This is a genomic window from Streptomyces sp. SCA2-17, assembly GCF_044336695.1.
Genome location: NZ_CP117521.1, coordinates 5,127,396 through 5,145,682 on the forward strand (window position 1 = coordinate 5,127,396; position 18,287 = coordinate 5,145,682).

Annotated in this window: 7 protein-coding genes; 1 reads left to right on the top strand and 6 read right to left on the bottom strand. The window is 69.2% G+C overall.

The window, feature by feature from the left end; genetic code table 11:
• Positions 1 to 10: 10 nt before the first annotated feature.
• The gene (locus PS271_RS23180; protein ID WP_398384276.1) at positions 11 to 9,784 is read right to left on the bottom strand and encodes a restriction endonuclease fold toxin-2 domain-containing protein; all 9,774 of its coding nucleotides are present in this window, start codon (positions 9,782 to 9,784) and stop codon (positions 11 to 13) included.
• 504 nt (positions 9,785 to 10,288) lie between these two features.
• Here PS271_RS23180 and PS271_RS23185 point away from each other — a divergent pair.
• Positions 10,289 to 12,358, top strand: coding sequence for a tachylectin-related carbohydrate-binding protein (locus PS271_RS23185; protein ID WP_398384278.1), 2,070 nt, complete (start codon positions 10,289 to 10,291; stop codon positions 12,356 to 12,358).
• A 49-nt stretch (positions 12,359 to 12,407) separates the two neighbouring features.
• Here the strand turns inward: PS271_RS23185 and PS271_RS23190 are convergent, their stop codons facing one another.
• From PS271_RS23190 to PS271_RS23210, 5 genes are all read right to left on the bottom strand, one after another.
• The gene (locus tag PS271_RS23190; protein ID WP_398384280.1) at positions 12,408 to 12,923 is read right to left on the bottom strand and encodes a nuclear transport factor 2 family protein; all 516 of its coding nucleotides are present in this window, start codon (positions 12,921 to 12,923) and stop codon (positions 12,408 to 12,410) included.
• Between the two features lie 97 nt (positions 12,924 to 13,020).
• Positions 13,021 to 14,109: an NlpC/P60 family protein gene (locus PS271_RS23195; RefSeq protein WP_398384282.1), complete on the bottom strand. Its 1,089-nt coding sequence runs from the start codon at positions 14,107 to 14,109 to the stop codon at positions 13,021 to 13,023.
• A gap of 25 nt (positions 14,110 to 14,134) precedes the next feature.
• Entirely contained in the window at positions 14,135 to 14,617 is a 483-nt protein-coding gene (locus tag PS271_RS23200) for a poly-gamma-glutamate biosynthesis protein PgsC/CapC (protein WP_030365939.1), read from the bottom strand.
• A complete protein-coding gene (gene pgsB, locus PS271_RS23205; protein WP_398384285.1) occupies positions 14,614 to 15,891 on the bottom strand; it encodes a poly-gamma-glutamate synthase PgsB in 1,278 nt (425 codons plus the stop codon). Before pgsB ends, PS271_RS23200 begins: the two co-directional genes overlap by 4 nt.
• A 3-nt stretch (positions 15,892 to 15,894) precedes the next feature.
• Positions 15,895 to 18,132 carry a HAMP domain-containing protein gene (locus tag PS271_RS23210; RefSeq protein ID WP_398384287.1) on the bottom strand — a complete coding sequence of 746 codons (2,238 nt, stop codon included), beginning with the start codon at positions 18,130 to 18,132 and terminating at the stop codon, positions 15,895 to 15,897.
• Positions 18,133 to 18,287 lie beyond the last annotated feature (155 nt).

Consider the following 18,287-nt stretch of genomic DNA (forward strand, 5'->3'; position numbering starts at 1 on the left):
TGATCCTTTCCTATGGACTCAAGACGACAGAGCCTGGTACCCCATGCTGCTGCATCAGGCCCCTAAAGTATGGCACGGCCCCCGATTCGTTGGTGATGACGCGCAATCCCGTCAATGGATTTCCAGAATCGTTGATCACCGCCGCGTATCGTGAGAATTCATCGCCTATCTTGGCATCGATCTTCGCCTGGATAAATCCTGGGACCTTCCCGCCCGGCACAAAGGGACTCCGCCCCGGATTGCTAACAAACTTGGCATCCAGAAGTTCGGAAGTGTTGATATCGAGACCGTCAGCCCAAACTTGCGTACCGCCACCCGTGGCATGGTATTCGGTCGAACCAACCTGCCTAATCTGGTAGGCCTGATTCGCGCCGCTACCCTTCGGAGCCCCAGTCTTCAGCGACAACGCATAAGATGTCGGGCAGCCCGTGTTGGTGTTGTGTACCAGGACCGGTGTGCCGCCCGCGAGTACATAGTACGTGTGGATCGCGCCGACCGACAGGTTGAACACCTGCTGGACCGCTGTCCACGCCCGCGTTGCCGTGACCTTGACCCACGTGCCCGCTGAAGTCCGAAGCAGCGCGCCCGGCTTGATTTCGCCGGCCTTAGCCCAAGTCTTCTGGTCCTCCAGCCAGAACGGGTGGCCCTCGGTCGCGTTGATGGTGCCGGTGGCGTCGCCCTTGTCGCCGTCTGTGTCGACCGTCAGCTTGACGAGGTGCTTCTCACCGTTGCCGATGATGACGTCGTCAACAGCCCGAGCTTCCGTCTTTCCTGTTGTTGGGTCAGTCGCCAGGACCTTGTCGCCGGTCTTGACGTCCTTGATGGGCTTGGTCGTGCCATCGGCCATCAGGACCGGGGTTTCCGGCGTGAAACTGTTCGGGGGCTTCTCGCAGGTGGCGCCCGCCGCGTCCTCGACCTTTTCCGCGGCCTTCGCGACCTTCCCTTCGGCCTTCCCCGCGCGGGCCACCTTCGCGCCGCCCCGTGCGAGCTTCGCCCCGCGGACCGCCGCCGTCGAGCCGGGGACGAACATGCTGCCGACCGTCGCGACGGTCCACAGGCACGCCTCGACATCGCCCTTCGTGGCGCACGCGATCGCGTCGTTGATGCCCGTGACCTCGCCCGCGAAGTCCAGCGCGGCCTTCAGGTAGGGGGCCGCCGTCTGGGCGAACTCCGAGACCGCCGTGATCGCCGAGTCAACCGCGGAGACCATCTTGGCGCTCACGTCGGCCATGATCTTCGTGACCTCGGTGGCGACCTTGGCCACGTCCTGGACGATCTGCTTGGTCTCCTGGACGATCAGCGCCGGGGCGTGGATCGTCGCCGAGACCACGGTCTTCATGCCCGCGTAGACCGGGCGAAGTGCCTTGGCGAGGACCGGGATGGGGTTGTGCGTGGCGATGAACTTCTTCGCCGACCGCGCCTTGTCGCTGATGTACTGGCGGCTCTCGCGATAGATCTGTGCCGCGGATTTGTAGATGCGGGCACCTTGGTTACGTATGTACCGGGCACCGGACGAGATCTTGTTGCCCAGCCACCGGGCACCGGAGGAGATCTTCTGCCGCATCCAGTTGACGCCGGAGGAGATCTTCCGTTCCACGTAGTGGTAGGCCCGCGAGACCTGCCGTTCCACGTAGTGGTAGACCTGGGAGGCCTTCTGCTCCACATAGTGGTAGGCCTGCGAGGCCTTTCGCTCGATGTAGCGGCCGGCGGACGCGGCCTTCCGGCCGATCTTCTTCAGGGCCCCGCCGATGCTCCAGTGGCCCGTCGGGTCCACGTTGTCCACCGGGTCGCCGTCGCCGTAGGTGTAGCGGTTGGCGCGGATGGACGAGGGGTTCGGGTCGAGGGTGTAGCTGTCGCGGGAGGTGAAGGAGCCGGAGCCGGCGTCGTACCAGCGGGCGGCCATGTTGACCTGCTGGGTGGACGGGTCGGTCCAGTCGCCCTGGTAGCCGATGGCGACCTGGTCGCCCTGGGTGGCTGTGGTGCGGCCGAAGGGGTCGAAGGCGGTCGAGGACGTGAGCTTCGTCGGGTTGGTGTCGTTGACGTTCAGGGTGCCGACGACGTCGCCGTGACGGTCGCTCATCGCGAGGCGCGTGGATCCGTCCTGGGTGACGGAGATCAGCTCGCCGGTCAGGCCCCGGCTGTAGACACCGCGGCCGTCGGTGACGACCTCGTCGTCGAGGCCGGCGTAGGTGTGCTGGGTGCCGTCGCGGTCGACCAAGCGGCCGAGGGCGTCGTACTGGTAGGAGATCTCGCCCTGCTTCGCCAGCTGGCCGAAGGCGTCGAAACGGCTCTCCTCGGTCAGGCCGGACGTCGTGGCGGACTTCCGGGTGCCGCGCGGGGTGTAGGCGTAGGTGGCCTCACCGTCCGACAGCATCCGGTTGCGCGCGTCGTACGTCGCCTTGCGCTCGCCCGCTTGGACCCGGTTGCCGGCGTCGTCCCACGAGTAGCCCGTGGTCTTGCCGTCCTTGTCGGTCCAGGAGGTCAGGCGGCCCTCGTCGTCGTAGGCGTACTTCTGCTCACCCGCGCCGGCCGTGCCCGTGGTCTTCTTCGAGACCAGACGGTCGTTGTCGTCGAAGGCGTACTCGAACGAGGCCAGCGTCGTCCCACCGGTCGACTTGGTGATGTCGGAGACCTGACGGCCCAGCGCGTCGTAGCCGAAGGTGCGGTTCACCCCGGGGGAGTCGATGCCCTCCAGCGCGCCCGACTTGTCGTAGCGGTAGGAGAACAGCTGCTGTGACCGCGCGTCCTTGAGGGACTTCAGCCGGCCCTTCTCGTAGGAGAACACCGCCGTTCCGGCAGCGTCGACCCGGGTGAGCAGGCGGCCGTTCTCGTCGTAGCCGAACGTGGCGTCGCCGGAGCCGCCCTTCGCGGAGGTCAGCAGGCCACGGTCGTTGTATTGGAAGACATTTGTTCCCTTGGGGGCGCCGGCGGAAGTCATCCGGCCGGCCGCGTCGTACTCGTAGATGCGGGAGGGAGTCGAGGCCTCGGCCCCGGAACCGGTCTCCTGCAGCAGCAGACCGCTGGGGTCGAAGGTGCGCTGACGCTCCACCTTGCCGGGCTCGGTGAGCCGGACCGGGTTGCCCTCGGCGTCGTAGGAGGTGGTCCAGGTACGGTCGGCCGGGGCCGGGTGGTCCTTGGTCTCCGGCTCGATCACCGACTCGGGCAGGCCGAGGCTGTTGAAGGTGTAGCGGGTGCTGTTGCCTCGCCCGTCGGTGAAGCGGGTGCGGTTGCCGTTCACGTCGTAGCCGAAGCTGGTCGTGATCGTCTTGCCGGCGGACACCGGCTCGTCCTGCTTCACCAGCTGGTTCTGCGGGTCGAAGGTGTAACTGGTCGTCTTGCCCTTGGCGTCGGTGGACTTGGTGGGGTTGCCCGCCTGGTCGTAGCGGAAGCTGCGGTTGCGCAGCGGGCGGTCGTCCTTGTCCAGCCAGAGCTGACCGGTCATCCGGCCGGCCTGGTCGTAGTCCTGCCGCACGGTGCGGCCCAGGGCGTCGCTGTTGCGGATGACGCGGCCGGACATGTCGTAGCCGGTCTGCGTCTTCACGCCGGCGGCGTCCTCGGTGCCCGTCAGCTGGCCGAGCGCGTCGTAGGTGAAGCGCGTGGTGTCGCCGCTGGGCGCGGTCTGTGCGATCAGCCGGTCGGCGTCGTCGTAGGTGAAGGCGGTGGTGAAGTAGCGGGTCTGGTCGGACTTGCGCTCCACTGCCGTCGCCGTGCGCTGACGGCCGAGGTCGTCGTAGGTGGTTTCGGTCCGGGCCCCGGTGGGGTCCGTCACGGACAGCGTCTCGCCCGTGCGGGAGTAGGTGTACGACCACACGGCACCGGCACCGGCCGGCACGCTCTTGCCGGGGTCGGTCACCAGGCCGAGCAGCTTCGAGGAACGCGGTTCCTCGCGCTGGACCATCCGGCCGAGCTGGTCGTAGCGGTAGCGCTTGACGTTGCCGAGCGCGTCGGTGGTCGTCGTGATCCGGCCCGCCTCGTCGTACTCGTTGCGGCTCACCGGAGTGATCGGCTCGGAGGCCCCGGGCGGGGTGTACGACGGGGAGGTGCTGGTCGTGGGACGGCCGGCCTTGTCGAAGGTGACGGAGGAGACGCGGCCCTGCGGGTCCTTGCTCTGGGTCGCCTCGTCGAAGGCGTTGTAGCCGGTGGTCGTGGTCGGGCGGACCTTGACGGCCTTGGCGTCGCCGTCGCCGTTCTCCGCGTCGGCGGCCGGTTCGGTGACCGTCACCTGACGGCCGAGCTCGTCATAGGTGTAGGTGGTGGTGTAGGCCTCCGCGTCCGCGCCTTCGGCGTTGCCGCGCGGCTCGGTCTCCGAGAGGAGCAGACCGCGCTGGTCACGCATGAACGTCGTGGTCAGCCGGTCCTTGCCGTTGAGGGTGGTCTCGCTGAGCTCCCGGCCGGCGGCGTCGTAGGTGTAGTCGACGACCTCGGAGTTGCTGTTGGAGAACTGGACGTTGGAGCTCTTGCCCGTGTGCACGACGCGCGTCACGTTGTCCGCGCCGTCGTACGTGTAGCTGACCTTGCGGTCGAGTCGGCCCGGGTCCGTGGTGATGCTCTGTGTACGGCCGGAGACGTCGTAGTCGTAGGCAGTGACGGTCGTGCCGTTGCCGGTGGCCTTGCGTATCAGATTGCCGAGGGCGTCGTACGTGTTCCGTTCGAGCTCGATGTCGCGGGTGGAGCCGTCCGGCTGGCGCACGCCCACGGCTCGTACGGCCTTGCTGAGCCCGTCGTCGTAGTAGCTGAAGGCACGCGTGCGGCCCATGGCATCGGTGTGCCGGGTCATGCGGCCGGCCATGTCGTAGGCGTAGGAGTCGGTCACGAGGACCTTCTCTCCGCCGTCCTTCGGCGCTTCCTCGGGGTCGCCGCGCCAGTCGCGCACCCGTATTTCGGCCACGCTGTTGCGCGGGGTGTAGGTGAATTCGGTCCGGGTACCGCTCGGGTCGACCTGCCAGGCGCGGTTGCCCAGCGCGTCGTAGCCGAAGCTCGTCTCGCCGCCTTCGGCGTCCGTCACCCGTACGGGGCGGCCGGAGTCGTCGTACTCGGTGCGGGTCTCGCGGGTGGGGTCGCCGCCCGTGGTGTCGGCTACCTCGGAGCGCAGCACCAGGCCGTCCTGGTCGAACTCGACGGTCGTACGCGCGGTGTGCGTGGCGCCGGTGACCTGGTTCTTGACCCCGGGCTTGGTCGTGCCGACCGTCCGGCCCAGGCCGTCGTAGGTGTAGCTGACGGTCACGCCCTTGGGCTGGGAGTCGCTGATGTCGGTCTCGGTGAGCTTGCGGCCCAGGCGGTCGTAGGTGTACCGGGTGATCAGGCCCGCCGGGTCGGTGGTCTCTGCGAGATCGCCGTTGGCGAAGTAGGAGTACTTGGTCGTCTTGCCCTTGGCGTCGGTCATGGACGCCAGCAGGCCGGCCGGAGCGGTGCCCTCGTTGTTGAAGGCGGGGTCCGATCCGGTGGTGAAGACACGGGTGGCCTTGCGGCCGTCCGGTGCGGTCTGCTCGGTCAGCTCGCCGCGGGCGTCGTAGGAGTACGTCGTCCGGTAGGTGTTGTCCGTAGCGTCGGCCGAGCGGGCGTCGCGGGACTCGGTGAGCTTGCCGTTGCGCGGGTCGACCGGGTTCTTCTCGTCGTAGTAGTACGAGTAGTACGTGGTCTGGCAGTCATCGAGGTCGCGGCAGGTCTTGCGCGTCGCGACGTTGCCCTGGTCGTCGTAGGTCATGTCGAGTGCATGACCGTTCTCGTCCATGACCCGGTTCTGGAAGCCCTTGTCGTCGTAGCCGAAGCTGCGGACGCCCATGGCGTTGACGGCGCCGCCGACGAATTCGGGGTCGGGATAGTCCATCGGGGGCTTGCCGTCGCCGACGACACCGCCCTCGAATATGCCGCCCTCGGTACCGGGGGTCGGAGAGGTCGTGGGCCGGGGCTTCTGGGGCTCCACCGGCTTGTCGCGCAGCGGCGAGACGTAGCGGATGACGCGCCCGGCCAGCGGGTCGTAGTCGTAGAAGTGCCGACGGTTCTTCGGGTCAGTGACCTGGACGGTGCGGATGAGCTCCTTGCCGTACAGGCCGGTGACGGGGACGCCCAGCTGCCACTGGCCGCCGTTGTTGTCGGTCAGCTTGTCGACGCGGTCGACGGAGGTGTCGTACGAGACCTCCACGGCCGTGCGGCCGCCGGGTGTCGTCACCTTGGTGAGCTGGTCAGCCTGCTCGCGGGCCGTGTAGAGGGACTGCGCGGCGGCGGTGCCGATCGGCTTGTGGTAGACGGCGACCTCGTCGATGTCGCCCTTGAAGTAGACCGCGCCCTTGGCGGGCGGGGAGGGCCAGTCGTAGGCGTAGCCGGAGCCGATCTCGGCGAACCGCTGGTTGCCGTGGTTGACCGGTGCATCCAGGCTGCCGTGGCGCTTGCCGTCCAGGAAGAGGGTCTGCCGGGCGCCGTCCGAGGACAGCACCACGTGGTGCCACTGGCCGTCGTTGACGGCGGTTCCGGTGGTGATGGGCGAGATGCGGCCGATGCGGAACTGTCCGCGCAGCTTTCCGTCCGCGCCGATGTAGAGCACGGGCGCGCTGGTGCCGTCGTTGCTGTCGTTGTGCTTGTCGGAGCGGTAGTTCAGCAGCACGCCGTTGCCGGAGGTGCGGAACCACATGCTGACCGCGAGGCTGCGCTGCAGGTTCAGCAGGTTCTCGGGCAGGTCGACGCGCGAGGAGGTGCCGTTGAAGCCGGCCGCGTTGTCCGAGGTGCCGCTCAGCGGGCCGGTGGCGTCGTGGGTGACGTCGACGTACTGGGCCCGGTCCTTGCCCTGGTTGACGGTGACCTGGCTGACGGCGTCGTCGCCGCCGTCCTCACCGAAGCGCCAGTAGGCGTAGGGGCCGGAGTCCAGGGCCACGCTGCGGTAGTGCGAGCCCTTTCCGTACTCGTACTGGGTGCAGGTCTTCTCGGGAGAGCAGACCTTGGCGAGCTTGTCCCCGTCGTACTCGTACGTCCAGGTCAGCGGGCTGATGCGCAGCGGGTCGGTGCCGACTGCCGTGATGTGGTCACCCGTCCACTGGAAGAACAGGCTTCGCTTGCTGGCCTCGTTGCGGAGCTGGACGAGCTTGCCGTCCGTGTAGGTGAAGGACTGGGCCAGCCCGCTCGCGTCGGTGACCGTGCCGAGCAGCCCGTCGGCGCGGAAGGTGTAGCGGACGCCATTCTTGTCAGTGAGCTGCCAGCCGCCCTCCTTGACGGTGGTGAAGGCGGCGTCACGGCCCATGGGGGCGGCGAAGGAGCCGTCGGGGTTGCGGCCGAACCGGACCTGCTGGCCGTCGGGGTAGGTGGCGACGACGTTGCCGGTTCCGTCGTCGTCCGGCGTCACCTTCATGTCGAGGCGCGAGGCCCAGCCCGCGCCGAAGACGTGGTTCCTGGACGGGTCCAGGCTGTTGTAGGTCCGGGCGATGGTGAGCTCCGGGCCGATGGTGGCCACCGATGCGTCGACCGCCGCGCTGGCGAAGTTGCCGACCTGCGGGTCGAAGGGCTTGTCCGAGGAACCGTAGGGCGAACCGGCCAGGTGCGAGGTGATGACCGGCTGGGGAACCGCGGTCAGCAGGGTGGCGTACGGCAGCTCGGGGCTGACGGCCGCGTTGTCCCTGCTCCAGGGGCGCCACAGATAGGTCTTGGACCAGCGCAGTTTGCCGGCCGGGACGACCCAGCTGCGGTCGGGGGACCAGTCGGAGAAGAAGCAGTCCTTCGGCTTGCCGTCCTTGCCGGACTCACAGACCTCGTAGCGGTACTGCAGCGTCTGCCCGGTCTTGTCCATGTCCCGGGCGTTGGCCCACAACTCCGGCGTGAGCGTCTGGGACTGGTAGCCGTTGGCCGGGTGGAAGGCGTCGACGACCGGCGGGATGGCCAGCACGTTCAGCGCGATGCGCACCGGGGCGATGCCCGCGTCGGTGAAGAAGGTCAGACCCTTGCGGATCATGGAGAAGTCGATCAGGTACTCGCCCGGGTCGCCCTTCTCGATCGTCGCGTCGAGGGTGACGCTCGCGCCGCGGGGCACGTCCTTGGGCAGCTGAGCGGACGACGCCTGCTTGACGAGCTTGCCGCCCTTGTAGGCGCGGTAGCCCAGCTCGTAGGTCTGGGGGGTCCAGGTCTCGGCGCCGAGGTTGGTCACCTTGATCTTGACCTTGCCGTCCTGGCTACGGCTGACCGCCGGCTCCGGGTTGGCACGTTCGACCGAGTACTTCGCGTCGTAGGGCGTGTGCGTGACGTAGAGCGAGGGCGGGTTGGCGCTGTTGGTGCTGGAGAACTTCTTCCAGCTCAGCGTGTCGGAGTCGGAGCCGCGCAGGGTCAGGCCGTAGTTGGGGCGGGTCCCGTTCGCCCAGTCCTCGACCAGGTCGCGTCCCTTGGTACCCAGATCCATGGCCTCCCAGGCGGCGGGGCAGGCGGAGTCGGACTGGCCCTCGCCGATGAAGCCGTGGGCGAAGGAGGAGCCCGCGATCTTCGGGCCGAAGGAGGGACCGGGGTAGGTGTGGCCCTTGCCGGCCGTCCACGACTCGGTGACCGGGTGGACGTTCACCTCACGGGGACGGCAGGAGGCCGACCAGTAGTTGAGGACGTTGAGCGAAGCGCCGAAGATCTTGTGGTTACGCAGCTTGGAGGCCACGTTGGGGAAGGCGAGGTAGCTCGCGGCCCGGCTGGTGCCGCCGTCGCTCACCGCGCCGACCTTGAGGGTGTCCTCGGAGGCCGAGCTCCAGTTGTTGCTGCCGGACTTCTCGACGTACATGCTCGAGGAGGCGCCGATGGGCTCCACCATGGGCGGGTCGACCCGCACGGGGAACACCCGGTCCGGCGAGGCGAGCCAGTCGCCGTCGAGGTCCACGCGCAGCGCCTGCCCGCCGTCGTGCTCGACGAGCCGGTAGCCGACCTTGGTGGATATCGCGCCGTCGCCGGACTCCGGGTGGACCTTGGAGTCCTCCATGTAGCCGTGCGGGATCCGCACGCGCTGCTTGCCCTCGGAGTCCTTGAGGACGACGTCGCCGTTGTCCAGGGAGGCGGCCAGGCCCTTGGTCCGCAGCGGGAAGAGCCAACTGCGCGGCGCTTCCTTGGAGCGCAGGACCATGTTCTCCTTGAGGCCGCCGGGCCTGGATATCAGCTCCAGGTCGGCGTCCTTGAGGACGTCGGGGTAGGTCACCGCGGACTTGTTCTTCTCGTCCGTCCGACCGGCCGAACGCCGTGCCCCGTCGAGGCCGAACGAGACCTCGTGATCGCTGTCCACGACGAGCCTGGCCAGGTCCTTGGCGTCGGCCCGTGCCGCGAGGCGGATGTCGAGGCTGTCGGAGGAGTTGTGCCATCCCCCGGCGCTGCCGCCGCCCGCGGGCACCAGAGCAGCGTCGATCGGCTTCCAGCTGCCGTCGGCCGCCCGGTAGTTCAGCCGTTCCTTGGAGAACTGGGTCGTCTCCGAGCCGTCGGGGTTGCTGAAGGTGCGCTCGAACTCCGAGCGCTTGTTGGTGATTTCGCTGCTGCTCTTGGGGTCGTAGCCCTTGATCTGTTTGCCGGCGGCGGCCGCGATCTTGGCCTCGTTGCGGGCGGTGGCCTCGGGTATCTCCGGGTGTTCCACGGCGTACTTGCCGTGCAGGGTCTGCGGGCCGCGGGCCTTGACCGGCCCTGAGGCGCCTTCGAGGTGATCGAGACCTGCCGCACTGCCCCAGCGCTGACCCTCGGGGCGTTTGGTGTGGCCCTTGACGCCCGGTAGCGAGGGCTCGGACTCCGGCCGGCTCACGGCCTCCGAGGGCGCCGTGGCGGCGAACACCAGCATCGCGGCTGACAACGCGACCGCTCTGCGTGCCCCCGGTCTGGTAGCGAAGAAGCCGCGGTGCCTGAAGGCACCGCGGCGGCGACGCGCGCCGGAGGACCCGGAGCGCCGACTGCCAAGGAACACGGAGAACACACCCCACCCATCGACCTGGAGGTGGCGAGCCTGCATATGGACATGCATCGCCATATGGGCATAGGTCGCCACAGGAAGCCACAACCATGAGATGGCGGGCATTGAGACGATGTTTTATCTGAGTAAAGATCAGGTATGCAAGAGGTTCGGGCAGTTGGAACCGTGGTGACTACACTCTGAAATCGGGAACAGGGGTTATGGGTGCTTTGCCGCCCTCGACGCTCATCGAGCGTAACTTCCTCAAAGGTAGGCACATGGCGTGTGATTACATGCATCCCGCCCCACCGTCCTCCGGCCAGCACCTCGGCCCCGGCCGGGCCTTGTCGCCCCGTCAGAAAGCGCCCCTCGATGCCTCTGAGTCGCCCCCGCCCGTCTGCCGCCCGCATGGCGGCACTGACCCTCGCAGCCATCACGGCCCTGCCGTTGGGACTGGTGTGCGCCCCCGCCGCCGTGGCGGACGCGGTGCCGCCCGCCCCCGCCGCCGTCTCCCAGGTGACCTGCCGGCCCCAAGCCCAGCTGTACGGTGCGGCCACTGACGGGAAGCTGGAGCTCTTCACCCACGGTGACGCCGCGCAGGGATCCTTCAACTGGCCTGTGATCGGCAAGCGGATCGACGGAAGCGGGTGGGGATCTCCCCGCATCACCCTCGGTGGCCCCGGTAACTGGATCTACAGCATCAACCCCGACGGCGGCCTGTACCGTCACCGCTACGATCCGGCCACCAACAGCTGGGGGACGCCTCCGGGCGAGAAGATCGACAGCGGCTGGGGCGCCTTCCTCAACGGCGCCACCCACCGCAACCGCGTCACCGTCGACGAACGCGGCAACATCTTCGCCGTCCACGACGACGGCACCCTGCGGATATACCGCTACGACGAGAAGACCGGGGCTCCGATGCCCGGCAACGGCCGCATTATCGACACCGGCAACTGGGGCGGGTACAACCTCGTCGTCGCCGCCGGTGACGGGCTGCTCTTCGCTCGCCAGGGCAAGGACATGTACCGCTACCGCTACGACGTCGAGCGCCAGCAGTGGCTCGAGCTCAAGGCGCCGGCATGGATGGGCGGCTGGGAGAATTTCCGGGAGATCCGATCGGCAGGCGGAGGCACCCTCTACGGCCTGTACGCCGACGGCTCGCTCTACTGGTTCCGCTACGACATCAACGCCGGTTCCTGGGTCGACACCAAGGGCCGCAAGGCCGGCTGGAACTTCGAGACGTTCCACGGAATATCCATGTCCACGGACGCCTGCAAGACTCCGGCGCAGCCCCCGAAGGCCCCCGTCGCCCCGCGGCCCAACATGCCCGCAGCGATCCGGCAGGGCAGCGACAAGCTCATCCAGCAGTTCTACGTCGATGAGCGCGGCTGGCTGATAAACGGCGTCCAGCGCGACCCCAGGGACCTGGGCACCGTGGCCTACAGCACCGTGCCCGGCGCGCGGGACTTCGTCGACCAGCCGGTCGTCATGGAGCAGGCGGACGGCACCCCGATGGCCTTCGTCCTCGGGAAAGACGGACACATCTGGATGACGAAGCGTCAGGCGGGTGGAATCTGGTCCGCTTTGACGGACCTCGGCGGCGACTTCACCGGCGCGCCCACCGTTTCCAGGAGCACCCAGGGCATCGTCGGTGTCCATGCCTTCGATCGCGACGGCAAGATGTGGTACCTGAACCAGCAGAGCCCGAACAGCGACAACTTCATCCCGTGGCGCACCCGGGACGCCTACTCCTCCATGCCCGCCGGGTACGAGAAGTCGTCCTTCGCCGGTACGGGCCAGGTCGCCTCGGTGGACGCCAACGCCGACCGCCCGTTCATCCTCGGGTTGGACAAGCAGGGCCGCCTCGGCATGAACCGCGCGGACGCCAAGCGCGAGGGCTGGTGGGTCTGGGGCGCCTCCGATGTGAGCGGCCTCGGCGGCACGCCGGCCGCGGCGCGCGGGGCCGACGGCAAGGTCATGGCCTTCGCCCGCACCAAGGACGGCGAGATCTGGACGGCCAAGGAGTCCACTCGTACCGATGCGGACACCAAGCTCCCGCTCAACGGCTTCTTCGGTGACGGAACCGTACTGTCCGGCGTGAAGACGACGGGTTCACCGGCGGTCGCCGTCAACCAGGACAAGTCGCTCGGGGTGGTTGTGCGCGACGAGAAGGGCTACGTCCACTACGGCCGTCAGCTGGGCCCGGACGGCGACTTCAGCCGGTGGAGCCTTGTGGCTTCCAAGCAGGCGGCGACCGACCCCGCGGTCGTGCAGCTCGCCGACGGTCAGTGGGCCGTGTTCTACATCGACACCGAGGGACTGGAGCGGATGTACTGGCTCTCCGACGCGGACGGCAGCAGCGTCCAGCCCCGTTCCCTCGCCAGGTCGAAGCGCGGCGCTCCGACCGACCCGGTGTTCACCGGTGGGATCGTCGCCAAGTCCCGCGACGGCAAGCCGGTGGTGACGGAAGGCCGGTAGCGGCGGTGGGCGGGAGGCATGCTTCCCGCCCACCCCTCGCACGGCTTGCTCAGTCCTCCAGGATGCGCCAGTGCCCATCGGTGCGCTCGACCGTCACGGTGCTCTTCCTGGCTTCCTTCGGCCCGGAGCTGACCTCGACGCGGGCGACCTTGCCTCCACCCTCGACCCGGGCCTCGTGGACGTCGATGCCGCCGATCCTGCCCCGTTCCTTGCCGCTCAGCCGGTCACCGATCTGGGCGCGCATGGCTCCGGGGCAGCCGCCCTCGGCCTGAGCCATGGAGGAGACCACCTTGGGATGCATCAGACGGCATGCCTCGCGCATGTCGTCGTCGGCCAGCGCGTCGATGTACGCCATCACGAGCTTGCGAGCGCCCTTGGCCCCGGGCTCCGCTCCGGGGTCGCTCTCCCAGAAGAACAGGAAGCCGGTGACGGCGGCCGCCACCAGGGCGGCCGCCGTGCCGACCGTCGTCAGCCGGCGCCTGCGGGTCGACCACAGCCGCGTACCGGCACTGCGAGCCGCACGGCTGATCCGTTCTCCGGACGAGGACTTCACCTGCTCGGGCACGGTCTCCCACTTCTGTCGCGAACCACCTGTGAACCGGGCAAGTCTGACACGGAGTTCCGGCAAACGGAATATTTGGGAAGGTATTGCTGAGGCGGCGTCAGAGGCGCTTCGCGCTCCTCAGCCCCGCCGCGTAGAAGCCGTTGCCGTCCAGGCGGGCCGTGCCGCCCTTGTCGCCGAAGGTGGGGCCGTTGGCTTCTTCTCGGCTGGAGATGAAGCGGGGCTTGCCGTCGGTGTCGAGGCCCATGTAGATGCCTACGTGGTCGAGGCGTTCGCCGGTGCGCTTGTCGATGTCGAAGAAGACCAGGTCGCCCGGCTGCAGCCGGTCCGTGGCGTCGGGGCGCTTGCCGGTCAGTTCCAGGACGGGGACGCCGGGGGAGAGGCGGGCCATGCCGTTGGCGGTGCGGGGGAGGCCGTCGCCCTTGATGTCCTTGGCCAGGAGGGGGTACCGGGCGCGGTAGCCGAAGACGGTGCGGACGAAGCCCGAGCAGTCCATCGCGCGGAAGCGCGCCGCCTCGGGCTGTTCCACGGTGCCGTCGCGGAAGCGGTACGGGATGCCGAGGTAGTCGTAGAAGTCCGACTGTTCCAGGCGCAGGTCGCCCGCGACCGAGCCGTTGGGGTTGAGCGGGCCGAACTGGGCGTCGCCGGAGTACGGGATGCCGCGGGCGTCCTTCTTCTGCGGGGCGCCCTCGAGGTACTCCATCGCGAAGGCGAAGATGTCGGGCTCCTTGCTGCCCAGGGACGTGCTGAACCAGTCCTTGAACCAGGCCGCCTTCTCGGCGCCCTCCTTCCACGCCTCCGGCAGCAGCCGCACCCAGCTGTCCGTCGTCACCTTCGCGTCCGTGTACTTCGGCTCGGTGAACGTACGGCTCGCGCCGGTGAGGACCGCGGTGCGGGCGCCGTCGGTGAACGTGGCCAGGACGCCGCCGTCCGCCGCCCGCACCACCGTACGGGCCGGGCTGGCCAGCCGCTCGAAGCGGCGCTCGCCCGCGGCGGGCTTGCCGCCGGACGCCGCTCCCGTGCCCGCCCCCGAGACGGACTGGACCGGCGGCGCCGTCCCGTCCTGCTGCTCGCGCAGCTCCACCGTGAGGTACGCGCTGGTGCCGAGCAGGCCCAGTACGACCAGGGTGTGCAGGGCGTGGCGGCCGGTGATCATCTTCTTCCTGGCCCTCTTCCGGTCCTTTTTCATGCTGCGCTCCGTAGGTCGGGAAGGCTCAGGCGGTGGGCATGAAGCCCAGCAGGATGCCTGCGGTCAGGACGACGTAGTTGGCGAGCGAGACCGTGCCGGTGGCCAGCAGGGTCGCGCCGCGCGGCTGGCGCACCAGCTGGTACGCGATCAGGCCGGGGACGATGAAGCCGAGCGTCTGGTTCGCGTACATCAGCGGGAACTGCTGCTGGAGGATCACGTAGAGCGTCGCCTGGAGCACGACACCGGTCAGTACGACCGCCGCGAACAGCCGCTTGCCGTAGAGGATCACGTACCGCTGGAGCAGCAGCGTGGCCAGGTACGTCAGGACGGTGATGCCGACGACCATGGCGGCGCGCTGGAGGCTCTCCACGAGCGTGAGGGCCAGCCAGCCGGGGGTGATCATGCCGCCGGGGGAGAGGTTGGTCGTGAGGTAGCAGACCAGGGAGAACAGCAGGCCCAGGGCGATCCCGATGGCGGCGATCTCCGGGGTGAGGACGGCGGGGATCAACGGAAGTCTCCTGTGGGATCTATGTAGGTCGGGACGTACACCGGGGGTTCGTCCGGTGCTGCCGACCGGTGTTCCTGTTCCTGCGCCGGTTCCTCGTCCGCCGGCAGTTCCGCCAGCCGTTCCAGCAGCAGCTCGCCCTGCCCGTGGATGTTGCCGATGGCGATCAGCGACGCGCCCGGGCCCAGCCGGCCGAGGATCTCCCGTTCGAGCTCGGCGGGGTCGCGGCGGTCGCCGCCGAGGTCGGTGATCCGCGAGCGCCACTCGGCGGGGATCGCGTCGGCGGCGCTCTTCGTCGGGTGGCCGATCAGGAAGACCGACTCGGGGGCGAGGCGCGGGATCAGCTCGCCCATCTGGCCGTTGCGCTCGACGCGGTCCGGGCGGCAGTTGATGAGGACGTGCAGGGGCCGGTCGATCGCGCCGAGGCCGAGCAGTTGCTCGACGTTCATCAGCGTCGACTCGGGGTCGTTGGCCGCGAAGATGTTGGCGAACCGGAAGGGCGTGCCCTCGGGGGTGCGGTAGCGCTCGACGGAGAGCACGCCGGGGTCCGGCGGCGCGTCGTACATGCCCTGGAGGGCGGTGGCCCGGTCGACGCCGAGGAGTTCGGCGACGGCGAGCGCGATGGCGACGTTCTCCTTGAACGTGAACCAGCTGAAGCCGCGCAGCTCGGCGTCGGTCACCGTCTCCGGGTCCACGGCGATCAGCTCGCAGTCGCGCTTGGCGGCCTCTTCGCGCAGGATGTGCAGCCGGTCGCGCTCGGCGGTGACGCAGATCCCGCCGTGCGGCATGGAGCGGCTCAGCGAGCGGGCGACGTCGTCCAGGGTGGGGCCCATCTCGGCCAGGTGGTCCTCGCGGACGTTGCACAGCACGCCGATGGTGGAGCGGATCAGCTTGGTCTGGTTGACCTCTTGCAGGGCCGGCATGACGGCCATGCACTCGATCACCAGCGCGTGCGGCCGGTACGCGGCGGCCCGCCGCACGATGCCGATCTGCTCGACGACGTTGGCGATGCCGAACTTGCGGTAGACGGGCTCCTCGGTGGCGTCCGGGTGGATGAAGCGGGCCGCGGTGCCGGTGGTCTTGGCGACCGTGACCAGCCCGCCGCCGCGCAGCGCGCCCGCGCACAGCCGGGTGATGGAGCTCTTGCCGCGGATGCCGTTGATGAGCACCCGGGTGGGGATCATGTCGAGGTTGGTGAAGTGCCGGCGCTGCTCGATCACGCCCGCGACCAGGACGATCGCACAGCAGATCACCAGGACCGTGTAGAGGAAGAGCACGCGTCAGTTCCTTCCGGCCGGCGGTCGCTCGGCGGTACGCAGCTGCTGCCGGATCAGTTCGAGGTTGCGGACGACCGCGCCCGCCTCGTCGTGGTGCTGCGGGAACAGCACGGTCTTGCGGTCGCCGCCGGCCAGCGCCTCGGCCTGGTCCGCGAGCGTGCGCAGCGGGCGGATGACGATGATGTGCAGCCAGCCCAGGCAGGCGACGGCGGCGGTCACGCCGAGCAGGCCGGCGAGCATGGTGTGGCGCTGCGCGGTGTACTCGGGCAGCTCCAGCCAGGACGCGGGCTGCTCGCTGACGACCTGCCAGCCCAGGTCGCGTACGGCGCCGCCGCCGGTGAAGGCCGCGGCGGCCGCGAGGGACGAGCCGCCGCTCGCGCGGTGCAGGAGCGAGGTGCCGTTGGTGTCCTTGCGGGCCTTGGTGGCGAGGTCGTCGAGGTGGCGGCCGGGCAGCTTGGAGAAGGCGCGGAAGCCGTGCTGGCGGTCGGCGGCGAGGACACGGTGCTTGTCGTCCACGAGCCAGACCTGGCCGAGACCGGGCCGGGTGACCATGGAGATCAGGAACTGCGGGTCGTACTCGCCGACGACGGTGCGGCCCTTGCCGCCGGGCACGGCCGCGTAGGCGGCGACGGCCGGCTCCTTGCCGGAGGTGTTGAGCTGGGCCACGGAGTCCGCGTACGGCTTGTGCCCGGCCGGGTGGCGCGGTGCGGCCCCGGCGCGGGTGAGGACCTTGCCGTCGGCGTCGAGGACGTAGACGGAGCGATAGCGGGGGTGCTCGCGCAGGGTGGTCTGGAGGATGGGCTTGGTGGCGCTGCTTGTATCGGCCTGCTCTGTGCTGCCTTCCTTACCGTCCTCCTTGCCGCTGCCCGCGCCGACGATCTGCGCGACGGAGGCGACGTCGGCCCAGCCCTCGTTGAGGGCCTTGCGGACGCGGTCGGCGGCGGTGTCCGTACGCCGCCGCTGGTCCTCGACGAGCTGCTTGGGCACGGTGACGCCGCTGCCGGCGCGGTTGAGCAGCAGCAGGAGCGGGGCGGCCCAGGCAAGGAGGACCACGCCGCAGACGATCACGGTGGTACGGGTGCTGATGCCGCCGCGGGCCCGGCCGGTACGGGTGGGCCGCCCGCCGAGGAGCTGGCCGCGCAGGCTCTCCAGGGCGGCGCCGACGCGGGCCGGTTCGCGGCCGCGGAAGGAGCGGACGGGGCGGTCGAGCTCGCCGCGGCCGAGGCGGCGGCTCTCCAGGTACAGGTGGATCAGGGGGCGCTGGACCGTACGGACCAGGATCCAGGTCACGAGCACGGCGAGGAGCAGGAGGACGGCGGCGGCGACGAGGCCGAAGGCCTGGGTGCGTACCGCCTTGGCGTCCTCGGTGACCTTGACCGAGGTGACGACGGACAGGCCGAGGCCGCCCGCGGGGCTGTTCTCGCCGGGCGCGCGGCCGGCGGCGGCGTAGCCCACGGCCGTGCGGTGCTTGTCCGTGCCGCCCATGAGGTTGCCGCTCGCGCCGGGGTGGCCGCCGGGCTCGGGGGTCTTGGTGAAGGCCGCTGCCGCCGTCTTCGCGGCGCGCTTGGCCCACGCGGTGCGGGAGATCGACGGGCCGTCCTTGGCGAGGACGGTGCCGGCGGAGTCGACGACGAGCAGGGAGCGGTTCTCACCGGTGGAGATGCCCGGCACGTTGAGGGTGCCGGAGGCGACGAGGAGGCGCGGCTTGTCGCCGCCGCGGAGGGCGGCGGTGACGAGCATGCGGGTGTCGCCGGAGGGGAGCTTGACGAGGCGGGGGGCGGGGGCGCCGCTGTCCTTGTTGTCCTGTTTGTTCGCCAGCGTGTCGGCCAGCGGGATCGTTTCGCCGCGGGCGGCGAGGAGGGTGCCGTTCGCGGGGTCGATCACGGCGAGGCCGCGCCACTTGTTGTAGACCTTGCCGAGCTTGTCCAGGACGGTGTCGGCGGGTACGGCCTCGGGGCCGGCGAACAGCGCGGCGGCGCGCTGGAGGTCGGTGACGCTCTCGTCGAGGGAGGCCCGCAGAGCGAGCGCGCCGTCCTCCGCGACCCGCTGCTGCGAGGAGAGGACGGCCTTGTCGACGGCGGACCGGTCGTGATCGCCGAGTACGAGGGCGGTCGCGCCCGCGACCAGCAGCAGGAGCGCCAGGAGTGCGGCGATCGGCGGGCGGGCGCCGCCGAGGAGAGGCATGTCGGCGCGACGGCGCAGCTTGCGCCGGCGCGCGCCGCGCGGAGCGGACAGCGGCATTCCTGGGTATTCCTTTCGGCCGCGGCTCGGCATTGCCGGGTCGGCGGAATACCTTGTTCCGCTTGCCGCACATCAGGATGAACTAACGGGAACCGCAGAATTCTAAGTGGAAGTTAAAGTATCGACAAAATCTCGACGGCACGTGTGTCATATGC

Excerpts from the sequence above, each read along its gene's own strand:
- PS271_RS23195 (WP_398384282.1), bottom strand. The coding sequence starts at position 14,109 with ATGAAAAAGGACCGGAAGAGGGCCAGGAAGAAGATGATCACCGGCCGC.
- PS271_RS23185 (WP_398384278.1), top strand. The coding sequence starts at position 10,289 with ATGGCGGCACTGACCCTCGCAGCCATCACGGCCCTGCCGTTGGGACTG.
- PS271_RS23210 (WP_398384287.1), bottom strand. The coding sequence starts at position 18,132 with ATGCCGCTGTCCGCTCCGCGCGGCGCGCGCCGGCGCAAGCTGCGCCGT.